Source organism: Nonomuraea dietziae (genome assembly GCF_014195505.1).
In the GTDB taxonomy this organism is placed as follows: domain Bacteria; phylum Actinomycetota; class Actinomycetes; order Streptosporangiales; family Streptosporangiaceae; genus Nonomuraea; species Nonomuraea roseola.
The window spans coordinates 7,769,725-7,788,600 of the sequence record NZ_JACIBV010000001.1 but is presented as its reverse complement, the minus strand read 5'-3'; the positions used below and the strand labels follow the sequence as shown (position 1 = coordinate 7,788,600).

The 18,876-nt window shown below is 71.5% G+C and carries 19 protein-coding genes and 1 tRNA gene; 11 read left to right on the top strand and 9 right to left on the bottom strand.

The genetic code is table 11. The features are described 5' to 3' along the window. The first annotated feature begins 8 nt into the window (after positions 1-8). Positions 9-1,118, top strand: coding sequence for a galactokinase (galK, locus tag FHR33_RS37085; protein ID WP_183658016.1), 1,110 nt, complete (start codon positions 9-11; stop codon positions 1,116-1,118). A 2-nt stretch (positions 1,119-1,120) separates the two neighbouring features. On the opposite strand, the gene FHR33_RS37080 is transcribed toward galK, so the two are convergent. Beyond that, positions 1,121-1,894, bottom strand: coding sequence for an enoyl-CoA hydratase-related protein (locus FHR33_RS37080; protein ID WP_183658015.1), 774 nt, complete (start codon positions 1,892-1,894; stop codon positions 1,121-1,123). 273 nt (positions 1,895-2,167) lie between these two features. Between FHR33_RS37080 and FHR33_RS37075 the strand changes: the two genes are divergently transcribed. Further along, positions 2,168-3,286, top strand: a complete 1,119-nt coding sequence (locus tag FHR33_RS37075) for a nitric oxide synthase oxygenase (protein ID WP_246452299.1) — start codon at positions 2,168-2,170, stop codon at positions 3,284-3,286. Positions 3,287-3,387: 101 nt separating this feature from the next. Here FHR33_RS37075 and FHR33_RS37070 read toward each other — a convergent pair whose 3' ends face one another. Together FHR33_RS37070 and FHR33_RS37065 are read right to left on the bottom strand one after the other, a co-directional pair. Then, on the bottom strand, positions 3,388-4,011 hold the full coding sequence (locus FHR33_RS37070) for a response regulator (RefSeq protein ID WP_183658013.1): 624 nt from the start codon (positions 4,009-4,011) through the stop codon (positions 3,388-3,390). Between the two features lie 27 nt (positions 4,012-4,038). Then, positions 4,039-5,160: a sensor histidine kinase gene (locus tag FHR33_RS37065; RefSeq protein WP_183658011.1), complete on the bottom strand. Its 1,122-nt coding sequence runs from the start codon at positions 5,158-5,160 to the stop codon at positions 4,039-4,041. Positions 5,161-5,217: 57 nt separating this feature from the next. On the opposite strand from FHR33_RS37065, the gene FHR33_RS37060 reads away from it, so the two are divergent. Then, the gene (locus FHR33_RS37060; RefSeq protein WP_183658009.1) at positions 5,218-5,406 is read left to right on the top strand and encodes a hypothetical protein; all 189 of its coding nucleotides are present in this window, start codon (positions 5,218-5,220) and stop codon (positions 5,404-5,406) included. Positions 5,407-5,486: 80 nt separating this feature from the next. On the opposite strand, the gene FHR33_RS37055 is transcribed toward FHR33_RS37060, so the two are convergent. Continuing rightward, positions 5,487-5,562: transfer RNA gene (locus FHR33_RS37055), tRNA-Asn, on the bottom strand. 126 nt (positions 5,563-5,688) lie between these two features. Here FHR33_RS37055 and FHR33_RS37050 point away from each other — a divergent pair. Next, the gene (locus FHR33_RS37050) at positions 5,689-6,021 is read left to right on the top strand and encodes a YtxH domain-containing protein (RefSeq protein ID WP_183658007.1); all 333 of its coding nucleotides are present in this window, start codon (positions 5,689-5,691) and stop codon (positions 6,019-6,021) included. 46 nt (positions 6,022-6,067) lie between these two features. Here FHR33_RS37050 and FHR33_RS37045 read toward each other — a convergent pair whose 3' ends face one another. Genes FHR33_RS37045 through FHR33_RS37035 form a run of 3 tightly spaced genes read right to left on the bottom strand, consistent with a single transcriptional unit; the run spans position 6,068 to position 8,026 of the window. Further along, entirely contained in the window at positions 6,068-6,541 is a 474-nt protein-coding gene (locus FHR33_RS37045; protein ID WP_183658005.1) for a hypothetical protein, read from the bottom strand. Further along, positions 6,538-7,815: an amylo-alpha-1,6-glucosidase gene (locus tag FHR33_RS37040; RefSeq protein WP_183658004.1), complete on the bottom strand. Its 1,278-nt coding sequence runs from the start codon at positions 7,813-7,815 to the stop codon at positions 6,538-6,540. The genes FHR33_RS37045 and FHR33_RS37040 overlap by 4 nt, the downstream gene beginning before the upstream one ends. A gap of 37 nt (positions 7,816-7,852) precedes the next feature. Beyond that, positions 7,853-8,026 carry a hypothetical protein gene (locus FHR33_RS37035; RefSeq protein ID WP_183658001.1) on the bottom strand — a complete coding sequence of 58 codons (174 nt, stop codon included), beginning with the start codon at positions 8,024-8,026 and terminating at the stop codon, positions 7,853-7,855. A gap of 184 nt (positions 8,027-8,210) precedes the next feature. Here FHR33_RS37035 and FHR33_RS37030 point away from each other — a divergent pair, with 184 nt between their 5' ends. From FHR33_RS37030 to FHR33_RS37000, 7 genes are all read left to right on the top strand, one after another. Then, positions 8,211-9,392, top strand: coding sequence for a serine/threonine-protein kinase (locus tag FHR33_RS37030; RefSeq protein WP_183657999.1), 1,182 nt, complete (start codon positions 8,211-8,213; stop codon positions 9,390-9,392). Continuing rightward, positions 9,389-11,542, top strand: coding sequence for a serine/threonine-protein kinase (locus tag FHR33_RS37025; RefSeq protein WP_183657997.1), 2,154 nt, complete (start codon positions 9,389-9,391; stop codon positions 11,540-11,542). The genes FHR33_RS37030 and FHR33_RS37025 overlap by 4 nt, the downstream gene beginning before the upstream one ends. Then, the gene (locus FHR33_RS37020) at positions 11,539-12,384 is read left to right on the top strand and encodes a protein phosphatase 2C domain-containing protein (RefSeq protein ID WP_183657995.1); all 846 of its coding nucleotides are present in this window, start codon (positions 11,539-11,541) and stop codon (positions 12,382-12,384) included. Before FHR33_RS37025 ends, FHR33_RS37020 begins: the two co-directional genes overlap by 4 nt. Continuing rightward, a complete protein-coding gene (locus FHR33_RS37015; protein WP_183657993.1) occupies positions 12,384-13,646 on the top strand; it encodes a vWA domain-containing protein in 1,263 nt (420 codons plus the stop codon). Before FHR33_RS37020 ends, FHR33_RS37015 begins: the two co-directional genes overlap by 1 nt. 1 nt (position 13,647) lies before the next feature. Then, positions 13,648-14,415: an FHA domain-containing protein gene (locus FHR33_RS37010; RefSeq protein ID WP_183657991.1), complete on the top strand. Its 768-nt coding sequence runs from the start codon at positions 13,648-13,650 to the stop codon at positions 14,413-14,415. Further along, positions 14,412-15,761: a GlnX family signal transduction membrane protein gene (locus tag FHR33_RS37005; protein WP_183657988.1), complete on the top strand. Its 1,350-nt coding sequence runs from the start codon at positions 14,412-14,414 to the stop codon at positions 15,759-15,761. Before FHR33_RS37010 ends, FHR33_RS37005 begins: the two co-directional genes overlap by 4 nt. A 142-nt stretch (positions 15,762-15,903) precedes the next feature. Next, on the top strand, positions 15,904-16,737 hold the full coding sequence (locus FHR33_RS37000) for a transporter substrate-binding domain-containing protein (protein WP_183660521.1): 834 nt from the start codon (positions 15,904-15,906) through the stop codon (positions 16,735-16,737). 68 nt (positions 16,738-16,805) lie between these two features. On the opposite strand, the gene FHR33_RS36995 is transcribed toward FHR33_RS37000, so the two are convergent. Together FHR33_RS36995 and rpoD are read right to left on the bottom strand one after the other, a co-directional pair. Then, positions 16,806-17,477 (bottom strand): class I SAM-dependent methyltransferase, encoded by a 672-nt coding sequence (locus tag FHR33_RS36995; protein WP_183657985.1) that lies wholly within the window; start codon positions 17,475-17,477, stop codon positions 16,806-16,808. A 151-nt stretch (positions 17,478-17,628) separates the two neighbouring features. After that, positions 17,629-18,732, bottom strand: a complete 1,104-nt coding sequence (gene rpoD / locus FHR33_RS36990; RefSeq protein WP_376773264.1) for an RNA polymerase sigma factor RpoD — start codon at positions 18,730-18,732, stop codon at positions 17,629-17,631. Positions 18,733-18,876 lie beyond the last annotated feature (144 nt).

Sequence of the window (18,876 nt, the reverse complement as noted above, 5' to 3'; positions counted from 1 at the left end):
GTTCGATTATGAGCGTTGTTGAAGCTTTCCGTCAGGCATACTCCGCCGAGCCGACGACCGTGTGGCGCGCGCCGGGCCGCGTCAACCTCATCGGCGAGCACACCGACTACAACGACGGCTTCGTCCTGCCGTTCGCGGTGCCGTGGGGCATCACCGCCGCGCTCAGCCCGCGGCAGGACCGCACGATCCGCCTGCTCTCGCTCCAGTCCTCCGGCGAGCCCGTGGTCATCTCCGACTGGGACGCCGCCCAGGGCTGGACCCGCTACGTCGTCGGTGTCCCCGCCATGCTCGGCGAGCGCGTCCAGGGCGCCGACATCGCCATCGACGGCGACCTGCCCGCCGGCGCGGGCCTGAGCTCGAGCGCGGCGCTCGAGGTCGTCGTCGGCTCGGCGCTCAACGAGGTGTACGGCCTGGGCATGACCCCCATGGAGATCGCCCTCCTCGGCCAGAAGGCGGAGAACGACTTCGTCGGCATGCCCTGCGGCATCATGGACCAGGCCGCCTCGGCGCTGTGCGAGGAGGGCAGGGCGCTCTTCCTCGACTGCCGCTCGCTCGGCTCGAGGAACATCCCGCTCGACCTCGCCTCGCACGGGCTGCGCATCCTCATCATCGACACGGGCGTCCACCACGAGCTCGCCGACGGCCAGTACGCCAAGCGGCGCGCCGACTGCGAGTCGGCGGCCCGCAGGCTCGGCGTCGACGCCCTGCGCGACGTCACCGACCTGGCGGGCGCGCTCTCGGTGCTCCAGGGCGACGAGCGCAAGCGCGTCCAGCACGTGGTGACCGAGAACCACCGCGTCGAGGCGGTCATCGGCCTGCTGCGCGCGGGCGCGATCGCGGAGATCGGCGCGCTGCTGAACGCCTCGCACCTGTCGCTGCGCGACCAGTACGAGGTGTCCTCACCCGAGCTGGACGTCGCGGTGGAGGCGGCACTGCGCGGCGGCGCGCGGGGCGCCCGCATGACCGGCGGCGGGTTCGGCGGCTCGGCGATCGCGCTGGTGGCCGAGGAGCGGGTGCCCGCCGTCCAGGAGGCCGTGCTCGCGGCGTACGAGGAGCGCGGCTGGAAGGAGCCGCGCTTCCTTCCCGCCACCCCGGCGGCGGGAGCCCACAAGATCTAGCCTCAGAGGGCAGGGAAGTCGGGGGCGCGGCGCTCGAGGAAGCTGGCCACGCCCTCCGCGAAGTCGGCGCGCCCGAACGAGGCCATCATCTCGCGTACGGCGTTGGCGGCCGACTCCTCCAGCGTGTGGTCCCAGTCGCCCCACACCTGGCGCTTGATGACGTCCATGGAGGCGGGCGAGCTGTGGAGGGCCAGCTCGCGGGCGTAGCCCTGCGCCTCCTGGAGCAGCGACCGCGCCGCGACGGCCCTGTTCACCAGGCCCATCTCGAACGCCTCACGCCCGGTGAACACCCGCCCCGACAGCAGGACGTCCATGGCGCGCTGCTGGCCCATGAGGCGGGGAAGCACCCAGGACAGGCCGTACTCGGCGACCAGGCCCCTGCGGGGGAAGGCGGTCGTCCACTTGGCCTCCTCGGCGGTGAACACCAGGTCGCACACCAGCGCGTGGACCATGCCGAGGCCCGCGCACGCCCCGTTGACCGCCGCGATGATCGGCTTGCGGATCGTGGTGGGGAAGGTGTTGGGCCTGGGATCGGGCTTCTCGGAGTAGCTGCCGGTCTGGATCGCCGACAGCGTCTGGAAGTCGGCGCCCGAGCAGAAGCCCCTGCCCGCGCCGGTCACCACGATCGCCCGCACCGAGGGATCCTTCTCCGCCTGTTCGAGCAGGTCGAAGTAGCGGCGTCCCATCGCGTCCGTCCACGCGTTCAACCGATCGGGACGGTTGAACGTCAGCGTCAGCACGCCTTCGTCGACCGACGACAGCACCAGCTCCGACATCGCGCCCTCCCGGTGAGACCCGTTACAGAATAACGTTCTACACCACGTCCTCACCCGTTGGCCACACGAGGGAGGCGTCACGCTCTGGAGTGCTCCGATCACGGATTTTCCTGGTTTGGGGGACAAAGCGGGTTGTCGGAGGTAAGGATGTGATCTGCTGCGGACTCGACAAGGGCGGCGTGGTGGGACGCCGCCGAAGGACCGCGTCACCGACCCGGAATCGGTCGCGCGATCCGTGAACCGGAATGCGCTGGTTGCTGCGTGCTTACGTGGATGAGATCTTTGCGTCCGTTCGATGTGCACACCGTCATGGACAAGACCGTCGACTTCCGCGAGGCGGAGAGGTTCATCCGCCTCTTCCACGCGGAGAACCCCGGCGCCGGGGACGTGCAGGCGCGGCTGCGGGAGGTGGCCAGGGACGCCGCGAGGTTCGGCACCTACACCCACACCGCACAGGAGCTGGAGTTCGGCGCCAGGGTGGCCTGGCGCAACAGCAACCGCTGCATCGGCCGCCTGTACTGGCGCTCGCTGAGGATCAGGGACAGAAGGGACGTCTCCAGCGCCGAGGGCGTCGCCCTCGAGTGCGTGGAGCACCTGCGCGAGGCGACGGGCCACGGCCGGATCAGGCCGACGATCACGGTGTTCGCTCCCGACCACCCCGCCTGCCCCGGGCCGAGGATCCTGAACGAGCAGCTCATCCGCTACGCCGGGTACCGGCGGGCGGACGGCACTGTCGTCGGGGACCGGCGCTACGCCGCCTTCACCGAGCAGGTGCTGCGCATGGGGTGGAGAGGCGGCGCGGGAACCAGGTTCGACGTGCTGCCGCTGGTCATCCAGCCCGCCAAGGGCCACCCCCTGCTGTGCAACGTGCCCGGTGACGCGATCATGGAGGTGCCGATCGTCCATCCGGCCTACCGGTGGTTCGAGGAGCTGGGGCTGCGCTGGCACGCCGTACCCGCGATCTCCAACATGTGCCTGGAGATCGGCGGCGTCTGCTATCCGTGCGCGCCGTTCAACGGCTGGTACATGGGCACCGAGATCGGCGCGCGCAACCTGGCCGACCACGACCGCTACGACCAGCTTCCCGAGGTCGCCAGGCGGCTCGGGCTCGACACCTCCAGCGAGCGCACCCTCTGGCGCGACCACGCGCTGGTGGAGCTGAACGTGGCCGTGCTGCACTCCTTCGAGGCGGCGGGGGTGACGATGACCGACCACCACACCGAGGCGCGGCGGTTCCTGACCCACCTGGAGCGGGAGGAGCGCGCGGGGCGGGTCTGCCCCGCCGACTGGTCGTGGATCGTGCCACCGCTGTCCGGCGCGGCCACCCCCGTCTTCCACCGCTACTACGACAACCGCCGGCTCACCCCCACCTACTCCCCGCCCCATACCTGACCGCTCCGCGCGGCCTCGCGGTGGTCTCTCCGTGGCCTCTCCGTGGCCTCTCCACGGCCGCGTGCACGGGCCCCGGCGGGACGGCGTCCCCCGCCGGCCCCTCAGGTCGTCGCGCGGCCGACCAGCCCCAGCTCCATGGCCAGCAACACCGCCGACGTCCGGTCCGACACACCCAGCTTGGCGAACACCCTCAGCAGATGGGTCTTCACCGTCGCCTCGCCGATGAACAGCCGCCGCCCGATCTCGGCGTTCGTCAGCCCCGCGGCCACCAGTGACAGCACCTCCCGCTCCCGCGCCGACAACCTGACGCCTCCGTCCCCGTCGGCCGGGGCGGCGCCGATGCGGAGCGCGGGAGGCGAGAGGATCCCGCGGCCCTCGGCGACGGCGCGCACGGCGTCGGCCAGATCCCTGCGCGACACGTCCTTCAGCAGGCAGCCGACGGCGCCCGCCGCCACGGCTCTGCGCAGGTCCGCGTCGTTCTCGTACGTGGTCAGCACGATCACCCTGTAGGACCCGCCGAGCCGCAGGATGGCGCTCAGCCCGTCGCCCCCGGGCATCCGCAGGTCCATGAGGATGACGTCGGGCGCGATCCGCGCCGCCACCGCCACCGCCTCGTCGCCCGAGCCGGCCTCGCCGACCACCGTGATGTCCCGCTCGGCGGCGAGCATCCCGCGCAGGCCCTCCCGCACGATCGGGTGGTCGTCGACGATCATCACTCCGACCACGGCACCTCCACGGTGAGCGTGGCGCCCTCACCGCGCGAGCCCTCGACGCGGACCGTGCCGCCCAGCGGCTCGACCCGCCTTCTCATGAGGCCGAGGCCGTAGCCTTCGGCGTCGCCTGTCAGGGCCGGCGCCGTCGTCGGCGACCGCCAGCCGTACCGCGCCGGTGTCGTAGGTCAGCTCCAGGCGGACCGAGCGGGCGGCGGCGTGCTTGCGGACGTTGGCCAGGCCCTCCTGGGCCGCCCGCAGCAGCGCCACCTCCACCGCGGGGGGCAGCGGGGACGGCAGGCCGCGCACGACCACCTCCACGGGCAGCTCGAAGCCGTGAGCCAGGCGGCGCAGCGCCCGGTCGAGCGAGCGGCCGTCGAGCGCGGGCGGGGCCAGCGCCGCGATGAGCGCCCTGGTCTCGGCCAGGTTCTCCTGCGCCGTTCTCACGGCCAGCTCCAGGTGCCTGCCGCCGCCGCTCTCCGCCTCGGCGGCTTGCAGCAGGGTGATGATACCGGTGAAGCCCTGCGCGAGCGTGTCGTGGATGTCGCCGGCCAGGCGCTCCCTCTCCGCCAGCACGCCCGCCTGCCTGCTGATCTCGGCAAGGTCGGCCCTGGTGCGATCGAGCTCGGCGATCAGGCGGGCGCGGTCGATGTTCTGCATGGCCAGGCGGTGGATGAAGGTTCCGAGCAGCGCGCTGCTCGACAGCGCGACCACCGCGACGACGGCGGCCACCAGGGGCTCCATGCCCGCGATCTGGAACAGGTTGACAGCGGGGATCGCGAACAGCACCGCGAGCAGCGCGATGGCCTGGTGGGTTCTGAAGGACATGAACAGCTGCGCGACGACCGCCGACAGCGCGAAGGCCGAGGCGGGCGCGATCAGGTCGGCGGCGGTGAACAGCACGACCGCGACCGCCGCGTACTGCCACGCCTGTCTGGTGGGCACCTCCTCCGAGCGGACGGCGGCTCTACCCACGAGCACGTAGGCGAGGGCCAGCAGCAGCAACAGCCCGATCGCGGTCGCACCGGCGGCCGCGGTGCCGGTGTCGAGCGCGACGACGACGACCGTGGCGATCAGGACGACGGTGAAGTAGGCGTCCCAGAAGGGGTACGAACGCAGCCACGCGTTCTCGGCCCGGGCCGCGGCGAGGTTGTCGGAAGGCATGTCTGTCCACCGATCGGGGGATACCACCGGCCTCGATCATCGGTGACCGTGTTGCTCATGAACAAGAGCCTTCTGCGGAACGGGTTGCTCGGGATCAGCTTCCTCTACGGCATCGCCATCGCCATCATGGCGATCCTCGGCCTCGACGGCATCGGCGTCTTCGCGGCTATCGGCGGCATCGTCGTCGGGGCGCTGTGGGCCGTCTACGGCTACCTCGACAGTGACAGGCGCACGATGGACGCCTGAGCGCGGCCACGTCACGGCCGGAAAAGCCACGCGGCCGGAAAAGCCACGAGCCCGGGCCATATGGCTCGGGCTCGTCAGTGTGGCTCCCGCGATAGGACTCGAACCTATAACCTGCCGGTTAACAGCCGGCTGCTCTGCCGATTGAGCTACACGGGATCGGACTTCCGCACCTCCGGGCCGGGCTGTTGGCCCCTTCCGTTCGGCGCAGGAATAGATTAGCGCACATCTGGAGTGCGTGTCGCATCGTCATCGGGGTAGGCCCGGAGACAGCGGAGGTGGAATATGCGATATCGGGTGATGTTCGCTGTCGGTGTGGCTGTCGGCTACGTGCTGGGCAGCAGGGCGGGCCGCGAACGCTACGAACAGATCAAGCGCACGGCGCACCGGGTCGCCGACAGCCCAAGGGTCCAGGAGGCCGCGGGGCTGGTGGGGGCGCAGGTGTCGAAGGTGGCCGGGGTCGCGAGGCTGAAGGTCGGCGACACGCTCGTCGACAAAATCCCGTTCCTCGGCAAGAACGGGCGTGTCGAGGACCACCTCGACACGGGGACGGGCTGGCCCGAGTCCAAGAAGGACAAGGACACCACCAGGGTCGACGACACCGGCGTGCCGTACTAGGCGGGATCGTGTGTGGAAGGGGGTCCGGAGGAGTCCGGGCCTCCTTTCACACGCCCATGCTCCTTCGCAGGCCCTCGAGCGCCTGCTCGGCCTGGGCGCGCAGGCCCGGGTCCTCGGGGTCGAGGCCCTCGTCGAAGTGGAAGCTCCAGGTGAAGGTGTCGGCGCCGGGCGCTCTGCGGGCCACGAGGCGCACGCCTCCCCTGCCCGGCAGCTCGACGTACTTGTTGACCACGATCGTGGAGTTGACGCGCTCGCGTACCGCCTCTGGCAGGCGGTGGGGCGAGGCGACCCTGGCCGACAGGCGCCGCCCCTCCGAGGTGGTGAGTCTGAGCCCCTCGTCGTCCCATCCGGCCTGCTCCACCTGCTCCCACGGCACGCGCGTGCCGTCCGGGAGGAAGAGCGCCTGGTCGGTGGCGACCACGTAGCCGTCGGCGGCCTCGGCGAAGGTCAGCACCCGCTCCCCCCTCGAGGTGGCGAGACCCTTGCGGACGTCGGAGGGCAGGCGGCGGAAGATGCTCATGCAGCCAAGGTATCGGCGAGCAGATCCAGGGTGAGCGCCGCACTCCAGGAGAAGTCCCTGCACCCTCTGCCGCTGCCGTCGAAGGGGTCGAAGCACTCGCGGAAGCCTGCCTGCCGTACCAGCCTCAGGGTGCTCGAGGTGAGCAGTTGCACCAGGTGGGGCAGGTCGTGGACGGCGGCGGCGCGGCGCAGCAGCCAGTTGGTGTTGACCCACGAGGGGCCGCGCCAGTAGCGGGTGCGGTCGAACTGCGGCGCCCTGATCTCGCAGCTGGGCACGGGGTAGCCGGTGGCGCCCATGAAGCGGGCCGACTCCAGGATCTCCACCAGGGCGGTGACGGCGTGGCGGGGCAGCTCGGGGTCGAGCAGCGGGCCGAAGGCGGCGACGGTCGTGACCGGGATGAGCCGGTTCGTGCGCAGGTCGCGGGCGTGGAAGCAGCCGTCCCACAGCCGCTCCATCAGCGCGGCTCTGATCACGGCGGCCTGCTCGGCGTGCGGCGCGGGGTCGAAGCCCGCCACGGGGGCCAGGGCCGCCAGCGCCTGGCACGAGGCCAGCCACACGCCGTTGAACAGGGGGTCCTCGACGGCGAAGGGGTGCTCGTCGCGCAGGTACTCCGGGCGGTAGCCGGCGTCGCGGTAGCGCAGGGCGAGCCACACGTAGCGGTCGTGGTCACTGGCGGGGTGGCGCTCGTCGAGGCCGGGGGTGCGGTAGCCGTACCTGATCTCGGGGAGCGCGGCCAGCGGCTCGTCCCACGCCGGGCTGTCGTCCATACCCGACTCCCACGGGTGGACGATCGCGGCCAGCCCGCCGCCGCCCAGGTCGCGGGCGGTGGCGAGGTAGGCGTGCTGGGCGGCGAGCGCGGGGAAGACCCGCCGGACGTACCCCACGTCGGCCGTGTGACGCCACAGCCGCCACACGGCCAGGGCGTGCAGCGGCGGCGTGGTCAGTCCCGAGGTGAGGATGGCAGGAGGGGCGTCGGCGTGCTCCGAGGAGCGCCAGACCGAGGGGCCGGGGAAGTACGCCTCGGAGGTGTGGAAGACGATGTGCGGGATCATCCCCGTCGCCCACTGGCCCTGGAACAGGCCGTCCAGCTCGGCCATCCCCCTGCCCGGCAGGTGCCTGGCCAGGCCGATGGCGACGAAGGCGGAGTCCCAGCTCCACTGGTGCGGGTAGAGACCTGGCGCGGGCACGGTGGCCGACCCCATCCAGTTCGCCTCGAGCACGTGCAGGGCCTCGCGCCCGAGCGCGGCGTCATCGACTGCGGGCCGCGCTTCCATCTGCCCACTATGCGCCGGGCTGTCCTATCTGACCAGACTATGAACCCCTGCGCTCCTCGGACTTGACCCACTTGGCGACGAACGTCACCGCGAGAGCGACGCCACCGATGATGAGCGCCCACTTCAGGAGCTGGAATGCGAAGCCCAGGAGCGGGCCGAGGAGCATGAGACCGACGACGACCAGAGCGGCGATGAAGAGGATGCGTGCCATGTCCCCCACGCTAGGGTCGCGGGGCGCCGCGCGACATGGCCGCGGCCCTGGATCAGGGAGAAGTCAGGGAGACCCTCTCAGGGTCAGGAACCTCCCTGGACATGTGCGACGTTGACCCGGTAAATGAGGGTTCGGGGGTTTCCATTCGACGGGGGAGACGTTGACGCAACCAGCCGGACCGCCGATGAGTCGTGAAGGCGCCGACCACGCGCTGCGCACGCGTGTCGAGGAGCGGGACCGGATCTCCGGCGACCTGCTCGACCTCGAGTCGCACACCTCCTACCAGCTGCTCAAGGGGGCCGCGTTACGCGGGAGGACCCTCGCCGCGTGGAGTTCGGCCCAGCAGGCCATGGCGCTGATGTGGTCGCTCTACGACGCCTACAGGGCCGTGCTGCGCCAGGCCGAGAAGGTCAGGGCCCGAAGACCCCGTCCGGGCCAGGCCGAGCTCGAGGAGCTGACCTTCCTGCTCGCGGGCCCCTCCGTACGGCTGGCGGCCGAGGCCAAGCCGGTGGAGCAGCGTTCGTTACGCCCCGAGCGGGACGAGGCGCTCAGCCTGGACGAGACCGTCGCCAGGATGGACCAGGCCTTCGGCGCCGTCGGCCGCACGCTGACGGAGATCGACACCGCCTGGACCGCGCTGCTTCCCCGGCTGGAGTCGGCGGCCGCCTCCCAGCGGGAGATCGCACGACTTAGCGCCGACCTCGGGGAGAACCCCTCGGGGACACGGCACCAGGCCGAGCTCGACCGCCTCCGCTCGGCCGTCACGTCCGACCCCCTCGACTCCGCGTCGGCGGCGTCCGCCCTCGACAGGCTCTGCGCCACGCTCGACTCGCTGCTGGCCGATCTGGCCCGCGCCGACACCCTCAGACGCTCGTACGCCCCGCGGCACGCCGCCCTCCTCGAGCTGGTCGGCAGCGTCCGCGACGCCGAGGCAGAGGCGCGAAGGACCCACACGGTGGTCGCCGCCAAGATCCTCTTACCTCCCTCCACCGCGCCGCGCGCCACCGCCGACCGCCTCGCCGGTGACAGCGCCGCCCTCGACCCGCCGGGCGCGGCGCCAGGGGCCGGCTGGGTGGAGCGGGCAAGACGCCTCGCCACGGTGGAGCGGGCCGCCGATGACGCGCTGCGAAAGGCGCGCGCCACGACCTCGGCCCTGCTCGGCCTGATGGCCCGAAGGGACGAACTGCGCGGCAGGCTGATGGCCACGCAGTCCAAGGCGATCCGCGTCGGACTGGCGGAGGACCCTGACGCCGCCGGCCGCTTCACGCGGGCCAGACAGCTGCTGTGGACCGCCCCCTGCGACCTCAACCAGGCGGCGGAAGCGGTGGAGCACTACCAGGACGCGATCCACGGAGGGCCCCGATGACGACGTGCACGCAGCAGGGCTGCGCGGGAACGATCGAGGACGGCTACTGCGACCTGTGCGGCCACCCGGAGAGCCCGCCGGTCGCGGCTTCGGTGGGCGCCGGCTCCTCGGGCCTGCCGACGGGCGGGCCGAGCGCCGCGATGACCGCTCCGAGCGGTTCCAGGCCGTCGTCGGGCAGGCGGTCCAGGGGCATGCTCGGCCACGGCCTGGTGGACGTGCCGCCGACGCCGTACCGCGACCCCGCCGACGCGATCATGGACAACCCCGAGGTCCCCGAGGACCGGCGGTACTGCTCCTCCTGCGGCAAGCCCGTGGGACGCAGCCGCGAGGGGGTGCCGGGCCGTACCGAGGGGTTCTGCCCGCACGACGGCACGCCCTACAGCTTCACGCCCAAGCTCGCGCCCGGCGCGATGGTGGCGGGGCAGTACAAGGTGCTCGGCTGCCTGGCGCACGGCGGCCTCGGCTGGGTCTACCTGGCCTCCGACGAGAACCTCGACGGCCGGTGGGTGGTGCTGAAGGGCCTGCTGAACGCCGCCGACGCCGAGGCGCTGGCCGCGGCGGAGGCCGAGCGCAAATTCCTCACCACCGTCGACCACCCCAACATCGTCAAGATCTTCAACTTCCAGCGGCACGAGGGCGCCGGCTACATCGTCATGGAGTACGTCGGCGGGCCGTCCCTGCAGGACCTGCTCAGGCAGCGCCTGCGCGACGGGCACGCGCTGCCGCTGCGCCAGACGATCGCCTACGCGCTGGAGATCCTCAAGGCCTTCGACTACCTGCACGAGAGCGGGCTGGTCTACTGCGACCTCAAGCCTGCCAACGTCATCCAGGTCGGGCAGCAGCTCAAGCTCATCGACCTGGGCGCGGTCCAGCGCATCGGAGCCGGCCTGGGCAGCTCCTACGTCACGGCCGGCTACCACGCTCCCGAGATCTCCTCACGGGGACCCTCGATCGCCTCCGACCTCTACACCGTGGCGCGGACGCTGGCCGTGCTGAGCCATCCCTTCAGTCCCGCGCGCGGCGGCGTGGAGACGCCGTTGCCCGGACCCGAGGCGTGGGGCAACGAGTCCTTCCACCGCTTCCTCCTGCGCGCCACCCATCCCGATCCCGACCGGCGCTTCGCCGACGCGGCGGAGATGGCCGAGCAGCTCACGGGCGTGCTGAGGGAGGTCCGCGCGGCCGAGGACGGCATGCCCTACCCGGGGCAGTCGGGCGTCTTCGGCCCCGAGCGGGTCGGGGAAGGGGTCACGGAGGTCTTCGAGCCGCTGAACCCGGCGGCGGCGGTGGCGGCGCTGCCCGTCCCGCTCATGGATCCCGCCGATCCCGCGGCGGGCGCGCTCTCAGGACTGATCGCGCTCGATCCGCACGACCTGCTGGCCGGCGCGGCGGCGCTGCCCGTCACCGCCGAGACGCTGCTGACCAGGGCGAGGGTCGCGGCCGAGCACGATCTCGGCGACAGCGCGCTCGAGGAGGCCGAACGCGAACTGCCGGGCGAGTGGCGGGTGACCTGGTACCAGGGCGTGCGCGCGCTGGCCACGGGCAAGCCCGACACGAAGCTGTTCGACAGGTGTTTCGGCCTGCTGCCCGGCGAACCCGCGGTGAAGGTGGCGCTGGGGTTCGCGCACGAGGCCGCGGGCGACCACGCGGGCGCCGCCCGCTGGTACGAGACGGTGTGGCGGACCGACCACAGCTACGTCAGCGCCGCGTTCGGGCTGGCCAGGGCCCGGCTGAGCGCGGGCGACCACCAGGGGGCCGCGGCCGCGCTCGGCCAGGTGCCCGCCTCCGCGAGCCAGTACGTGGCCGCGCAGGCGGCGCTGGTCGCGGTGACCGCCAGACGTCCCGCCGCCCAGGTCGGGCAGGCGGAGCTGGTGGCCGCCGGCGAGCGCCTCGACCGGCTCAAGCAGCTGGACGGCAGGCGCCGCGGCGAGCTGGCCGCCGAGCTGCTGGAGGCCGCGCTGGCCTGGATCGCCGCGCCGCCCTCACCGCCCTCCCCCTCCACGGTCCTGCTCGGGGCGCCGCTCACCGGCCACGGCGTGCGGACCAGGCTGGAGTCGGTCTACAGGGAGCTGGCCAGAGCCGCGCCCACCCGAGCGGAACGGCACGCGCTCGTCGATCGCGCCAACGCGGTCCGGCCGAGGACGTGGCTGTGAAGTGCCCGGCGTGCGGGGCCTCGGCCCTGCAGGGCCACGCCTTCTGCGAGCAGTGCGGCATCCGCCTCGAGGAGGCCTTACCCGCCTGCACGGCCTGCGGCGGCGACTTCGAGGAGGGCTACTGCGCCCAGTGCGGCCGTCGCGCGCCCGCCGCCTCCGACCACGTGGAGCTGGTGCTCGACTCGGGCATGGCGGGGGCCAGCGACAGGGGTCTGCGACACAGCCACAACCAGGACGCGATGGCGCTGGGCGAGGCCGAAGGGCTCCAGCTGGCGGTGGTCTGCGACGGCGTGACGCAGTCGCCTCGCCCCGAGTCCGCCTCGACGCTGGCCGCGCAGACCGGCGTGACGATCCTGGCCGAGGAGCTCAAGGCGGGCTCCACCCAGGAGAGCGCCACCAGGGCCGCCTGCGCGCGCGCCGCCCTGGCCGTCGCCTCCCTCGCCACCTCCCTCGACGACGCCCCCGCCTGCACCTACGTGTCGGCGGTCGCGGGGCCCGACCTGGTCACCGTCGGCTGGGTCGGCGACAGCCGCGCCTACTGGCTGCCCGACGACGGGCCGGCCGTCCTGCTGACCGACGACGACGTCGCCTCGGCCGGCGTGCTGACCGCCTGGCTGGGCGCCGACGCCAGAGACACCGGCTGCAGGGCGCTGGGCTTCGTGCCCGACTCCCCCGGGCTGCTCATGGTGTGCACCGACGGGCTCTGGGGCTACCTCGACGAACCCGTCACCTTCCGCGCCGCCGTCCCTCTGGAGGGGACGCGGGCGCTGGTCGACCACGCGCTCGCCTCGGGCGGGCGCGACAACGTCACTGTCGTACTGATACCGGTCAGGAGAGCGTGATGAGTGATTTCACCCTGCAGGTGGACCAGCACAAGTACCTGCCACTCGGGGGCAGGGAGGTGCACGCCATCCTGACGGTCACGGGCACGGTGGCGCAGGCGCCGCCCACGGAGGCCGCCGAAGTGATCATCATTGACACCTCGGGGTCGATGACCGGCGGCAAGATCAGGGAGGCCAGGCAGGCGGCGAAGGCCGCCGTGGACGCCCTGCGCGAGGGCGTGGAGTTCGCGGTGATCGCGGGCGACACCTCGGCGCGCATGGTCTACCCGAGGGGACGGAAGCTGGCCAAAGCCGGCCAGAGCACCAGGGACAACGCCAAGAAGGCCATCGACTCCCTCGACGCCAACGGCGGCACCTCGATAGGACAGTGGCTGCTGCTGGCCTGCGACCTGCTGGAGAGCAGGCCGGGCGCGATCAGGCACGCGCTGCTCATGACCGACGGCCAGAACAACGAGGGCGAGGAGGCGTTCGCCAGGGCGCTGAAGAAGTGCGAGGGCAGGTTCGTCTGTGACAGCCTCGGCGTCGGCGACGACTGGGTGCCCGACGAACTGCGCAAGGTCTCCAACGCGCTGCTAGGCGCCTTCGACTTCGTGCGTGACCAGAAGGACCTGGCGGAGTTCTTCACCAGGATCACCGAGGCGTCGATGGGCAAGACCGTCGCCGAGCTGGCGCTGCGGGTCTGGATCCCGAAGGACGCCACGCTGAAGTACATCCGGCAGGTCTCCCCCACGCTGCTCGACCTGAGCGGCAAGCGCACCCCGTTCAACCCGCTGACGGGCGACTACCCGACAGGGTCGTGGGGCGCGGAGGAGCGGGAGTACCACCTGTGCGTCGAGGTGCCCACCGCCGCGCCGGGTCAGGAGATCAGAGCGGCGTGGGTCAAGCTCGTACGGCCGGACACCGGTGACGTCCACGCCAGCGGCAACGTCCTGGCGCACTGGACCGAGGACCTCGCCCTCTCGACGCGCATCAACAGGAAGGTCGCGCACTACACCGGCCAGGCCGAGCTGCACGAGCTGATCCAGGAGGGGCTGAGCGCGAGGGCGGCGGGAGACACCGCGACGGCGACCGCCCGCCTGGCCAAGGCCAAGCAGCTGGCGGACTCCTCGGGGCGCGAGGACACCGCCAGGCTGCTGGAGAAGGTGGTGGAGATCGACCCGGGCACGGGCACGGCGCGGCTGCGCAGGAACGTGGAGAGGGCCGACGAGATCGAGCTGGACACCGGGTCGACCCGGACGAGCCAGCTGCGGCAGGAGGGCTGAGATGACGCTGACCTGCCCTCAGGGGCACTCCTCGGGTGACGACGAGTACTGCGACGTCTGCGGCACCCCCATGCCCCAGCCCCTCGCCACCTCCGGCCCCTCCCCCGGGCCCGAAGGATCGACCGACTCCCCGGGCTCCCCGGGCTCCCCGGGCTCCCCGGGCTCCTCGGGGATGCCCGCCCCCTCCGGCGCGGCCGGCTCCTCCGGAACGTCGGGCTCGGGCGGGGCGGGTTCCTCCGGCTCCGCCGCGGGCTCCGACGCCGCCGCCGACGTCTGCCCGATCTGCCAGACCCCCCGGTCCGGACGGTTCTGCGAGGTCGACGGGCACGACTTCGAGGCCCCTCCGCTCGACCCCGTCGCCCCGGCCCTGTGGGAAGCCGTGGTCGAGGCCGATCGCGCCTACTACGACGAGGTCATCGCCCAGGACGGGCCGGACGCCGGCGCCGTGGTCTTCCCTCCCTACTGCCCCGAGCGCTCCTTCCCGCTGGTCGGACGGCAGGTGCGCATCGGCAGGAGCAGCAGGTCCCGCAACTCCTACGCCGAGATCGACCTGGGCGGACCGCCCGCCGACCCGGGGATCTCGCACCTGCACGCCGTCCTCATGGCGCAGCGGGACGGCACGTGGTCGCTCGTCGACCCGGGCTCGGCCAACGGGACCATGCTCAACGGCAAGCCCCTCCAGGTGAACATCCCCGTGCAGGTCCGTGGGGGCGACCGCATCCACCTCGGCGCGTGGACGGTCATCACGCTGCGCGAGAGCGCGCCATGATGTTCCTCGCCCGCCGTACGGTGCCGGGACGGATCAAGGTGATCTCCTCGGTCACCGTCGCCGCCCTCGGCCTGCTCTTCGCCACCCTCGCGTACGGCACCGCGGCCGCCCGCGAGGGACTGCGGGTCATCGGACACGACGCGGGACCACAGGTGGTGGCGACGGCGGGGCTGTATCTCGGCCTGAGCGACATGGACGCCCAGGTCGCCACCGCCCTGCTGCTCGGCGACCGGCGGCAGGACGCGCTGGCCCGCTACGAGAAGCGACGCGCCGAGGTGGGGAGCGCGCTCCTGCAAGCCCACACCCTGGCGGGCTCCGACGCCGCCGAGCGCCGCACGATCTCCTCCGTCCTGGAGGGGCTTGGCCGCTACGAACGCCTGGCCTCCGAAGCCCTGCTGCTCAGCACCCTGCCCGCCGCCGGCTCCCCTGGCCCCGCCTCCCCTTCAGGTGGGGTGGTCCCCGTATCCACCACGCCGGCGACGATCGCGCCGGACGACAGGGCGCTGGCGTCCTATCGCCAGGCGACGGATCTCATGACCCGCGAACTGCTCCCCCAGGCCTACAACCTCACGCTGGAGAGCGGGACCATCGTCAGGCACGCCTACGAGGAGGGCCACTCCACGGTCATCGCCGTACGGCTGGTCGCCCTGCTCTGCGGCGCGCTGGCGCTCGGCTGCCTGATCTGGTTGCAGATCTACCTGGCCCGCAGCTTCCGCAGGGTCTTCGGCCTGGCGCTCCTGGGCGCGAGCGTCGCCACCGCGGCGTGCGGCATCGCGGGAGCGGTCATCATGGAGCGCGAGGCGGCGGCCCTCGCCACCGCCAAGCGCGACGGCTTCGACTCGGTGCTCACCCTGGCCAGGGCGCGGGCGATCAGCAACAGCCTGCACGCCGACCAGAGCCGCTACCTGCTCGACCCCGTGCGCGCCGACACCTACCAGCACACCTTCTTCGACAAATCGCAGTCACTGGTCTATCTGCCCGCCAAGAACCTGTCCGACTACCAGCGCGCCGTCGCCTCTCTCAAGAACGACCGCTTCCTCGGCATGCTGGAGGGAAGGGACGTCGCGGCCGCCTGGCGGCGCTTCCAGGAGGCCGACCGTTCGCTGCGCGCCGAGTCCGGCGCGTCGGCGACGTCCGCTCTGACCGGTCCCGTGCGTTCGGCCTTCGACGCCTACGACGCGACCCTCGTGAGGCTGGCCGAGCAGCACCAGGCCGCGTTCGCGAGGGCGATCGCGGCCGGCGAGGGCGGGCTCAGCGGCCTGTGGACGCTGATCCCCGCGGGGCTCGTCGTCATCACGGGCGGCGTGCTGGCCGGTGTGTGGCCCAGGCTGAAGGAGTACCGATGACGGGGCGCGCCCTCACGAACAGGCGTGTCGCGTCCGGGACGCGGAAGGCGCCTGGCCAGGACCTCCAGGAGACGGTCCGGCGTTCTCGCGACGTCTTAAGGCGACGGGCTCGCTCGACCAGGAAGGAGTGCCCGTGACAGGCATGCGGAGCAACCGGTTCGCCGCGCCGTTCGTGATGGGGCTGGTGGCCTGCCTGACCGCTCTCCTGGCGACAGGTGGGTGCGGCGCGGGCGAGGCCTCCTCGATCGTCGGCAAGGAGACGCTGGTCATCGGCGTCAGGCCGGACCTGCCCGCCCTCGGGCTTCGCACGGGGGACGGCAGGTTCGAGGGGTTCGATGTGGACGTGGCCACCTACGTGGCGGGCAAGCTCGGCGCCACGGCCAGGTTCGTCCCGGCGCTGGCGGCCGACAGGGAGAAGCTGCTGCTGTCGGGGCAGGCCGACCTCGTGCTCGCCACCTTCTCCATCACCCAGGAGCGCAAGACCAGAGTGGCCTTCGCTGGCCCCTACCACCTGTCGTACCAGGACATCCTGGTGCGGGAGGGCACCTCGGGCATCGCGAACGTGCGCGATCTCAAGGGGCGGCGCATCTGCGAGGTGCAGGGGTCGAACGCCGCCCAGCGCGTGGTCGACGAGCGGCGGATCGACGCGTCGGTGGTGCCGGTGGCGACTTACGACGAGTGCATGTCCATGCTGAAGTCGGGCCGGATCGACGCGATCACCACCAACGACGTGATCCTCGCCGGGTTGGCCGCGCGTGAGCGTGGCGGCGTGCGCCTGGTGAACACCCAGTTCAATGAGCAGCGCACGGGGGTGGGAATGCGGCGCGGCGACGTGGAGGGGTGCGAGCGGGTCAACAGAGCGATCACCGACATGTACCAGGACGGCACGGCGGCCAGGCTGCTCGGCAAGTGGTTCGGCAGGTCGGGCCTGACGCTCGGCAAGGTGACCGTGCCCCAGTTCGAGGGCTGCTCCTAGCTTCGAGGGCCGCTCCTGGCTTCGAGTGCCGCTCCTTCCAGGGCCGCTCCTGGCTTCGAGGGCTGCTCCTAGCGGCGCGTGGCCGACAGGTAGATCCGCCGCGTGGGGATCTCGTCGTCGTAGGCCCCACGGGTGGTGAGGTCGTCGACATGGAACCCGGCCGCTTCGACGGCCTGGCGAAGGTCGTGTTCGGTGAATTCCGCCCAGTAGACCCGGAGGTCGCTGCCCAGCGGATCGTCGATGACCCCGTCGCTGGTGCCCTCCTTCGCCACGACCAGGAGCTGACCTCCCGGACGGATCACCGCTGCCCACGATGCGAGGGTGCCGGCCAGTCCCCTCTTCGGCTGGTCGTGGAGCGAGTAGTACGAGACCAGCCCGTCGAGCAGGTCGCCAGGCGTGCGCGGCCTGATGTCCCGCTGGTCCATCACCTCGAACCGGCACCCGGGCTGCTCACGTCCGGCCAGCTCGACACAGCGAGGAGACAGGTCGATCCCCAGGACGTCGAGACCGCGCTCCGCGAGCATCGCCGTCACGTGACCGCAGGGTCCGCAGCCGGCGTCGCAGACTCTGCCCCCGTCGCCGACCCGCCCGGCGAACTCGGCGAGAACCTCCTGGTCGAACGGCTTGCCGTCCAACTCGTGGCGGAAGAGCTCCAGGTAGCGATCGGCCCGCGCGTCCCACACACGGACGACGTCGAGAGCGCTGCCGGGTTCGGGGGAAGGCAAGAGCGCGTGGGTCATTTCGACATCGTAGTGCCGAGGATCGTCCGTCCTCTGAGCCACAAGTGCCCATCCGGGGGAGCGCCGTCCCGCCGGTCTCGAGGATCCGGCGGCCGGCGCTGAGAGGGCGGGTGGACAGGCCCCCTGACGACATCAGGGGGCCTGTCCCCGGTCAGTCCAGGTAGTCGCGCAGCATCTGCGCGCGGGTCGGGTGACGCAGCTTGGCGAGCGTCTTCGACTCGATCTGCCTGATCCGCTCCCTCGTCACCCCGAACTCCCTGCCGACCTCCTCCAGCGTGCGCGGGTGCCCGTCGGCCAGGCCGAAGCGCAGCTGGATGATGCGCTGCTCCCGTTCCGACAGCGTGGCGAGGATGTCGTCGAGCTGGTCCTGCAGCATGATGAACGCGGCCGCCTCCATGGGCACCACCGCGTCCGCGTCCTCGATGAAGTCACCGAGGTCGGAGTCCTCCTCGCCGATGGGCGACTGCAGGGACACCGGCTCCTGGGCGATCCGCTGGATCTCCACCACGCGGTCGACCGGGAGGTCCATCTCGAGCGCGATCTCCTCGGGCGCGGGCTCACGGCCCAGGTCCTGGTGGAGCTGGCGCTGCACCCGGACCAGTTTGTTGATCGTTTCGACCATGTGCACGGGAATGCGAATCGTGCGCGCCTGGTCGGCAATGGCACGAGTGATCGCCTGGCGAATCCACCACGTGGCATAGGTGGAGAACTTGTAACCCTTGGTGTAGTCGAATTTCTCAACAGCGCGGATGAGACCGAGATTGCCCTCCTGGATCAGGTCGAGGAACAGCATGCCGCGCCCGACATACCGTTTCGCTATCGAGACCACCAGTCGGAGGTTGGCCTCGATCAGGCGCTGCTTGGCCCTGGTGCCCTGCCAGACCAGCTCCCTGAACTCGGGGAAGGCGAGCCTGGACACCCCTGCGGCCAGCTTGTCCTCGGCGAACAGCCCTGCCTCGATGGACTTGGCGAGTTCGACCTCCTCCTCTGCCGTGAGCAGCGGGACCCGGCCGATCTCGCGTAGATAGATGCGGACCAGATCGCTGGTCGGCGCACGTTTGCCTACGTCCTCCTCATCGGGGCGGGCGGGCTCCTCGTCGCCCTGCGGCTCGAGAACCTCCACCCCGTTCTCGGCGAGCATCCGCACAACGCGCTCCAGCGCGTCGGACGGCAGCTCGGAGCGGTCAAGCGCGGCGGCTACGTCATCGACGGTTACGCTTCCGCGCTCTCTTCCTTTCGCGACGAGGTCCGCCACCTGGTCAACGGATGGCGGGCCACTTGGCAGCACCGATGCACCCACGGGACACAGTCTGCAGTATTGCTTCCATAAAATGGCAGACCCATTTTTGTCACTTGAGGTAAGACCTGCATCATTACCAAACCGAGATCTTTTATGTGT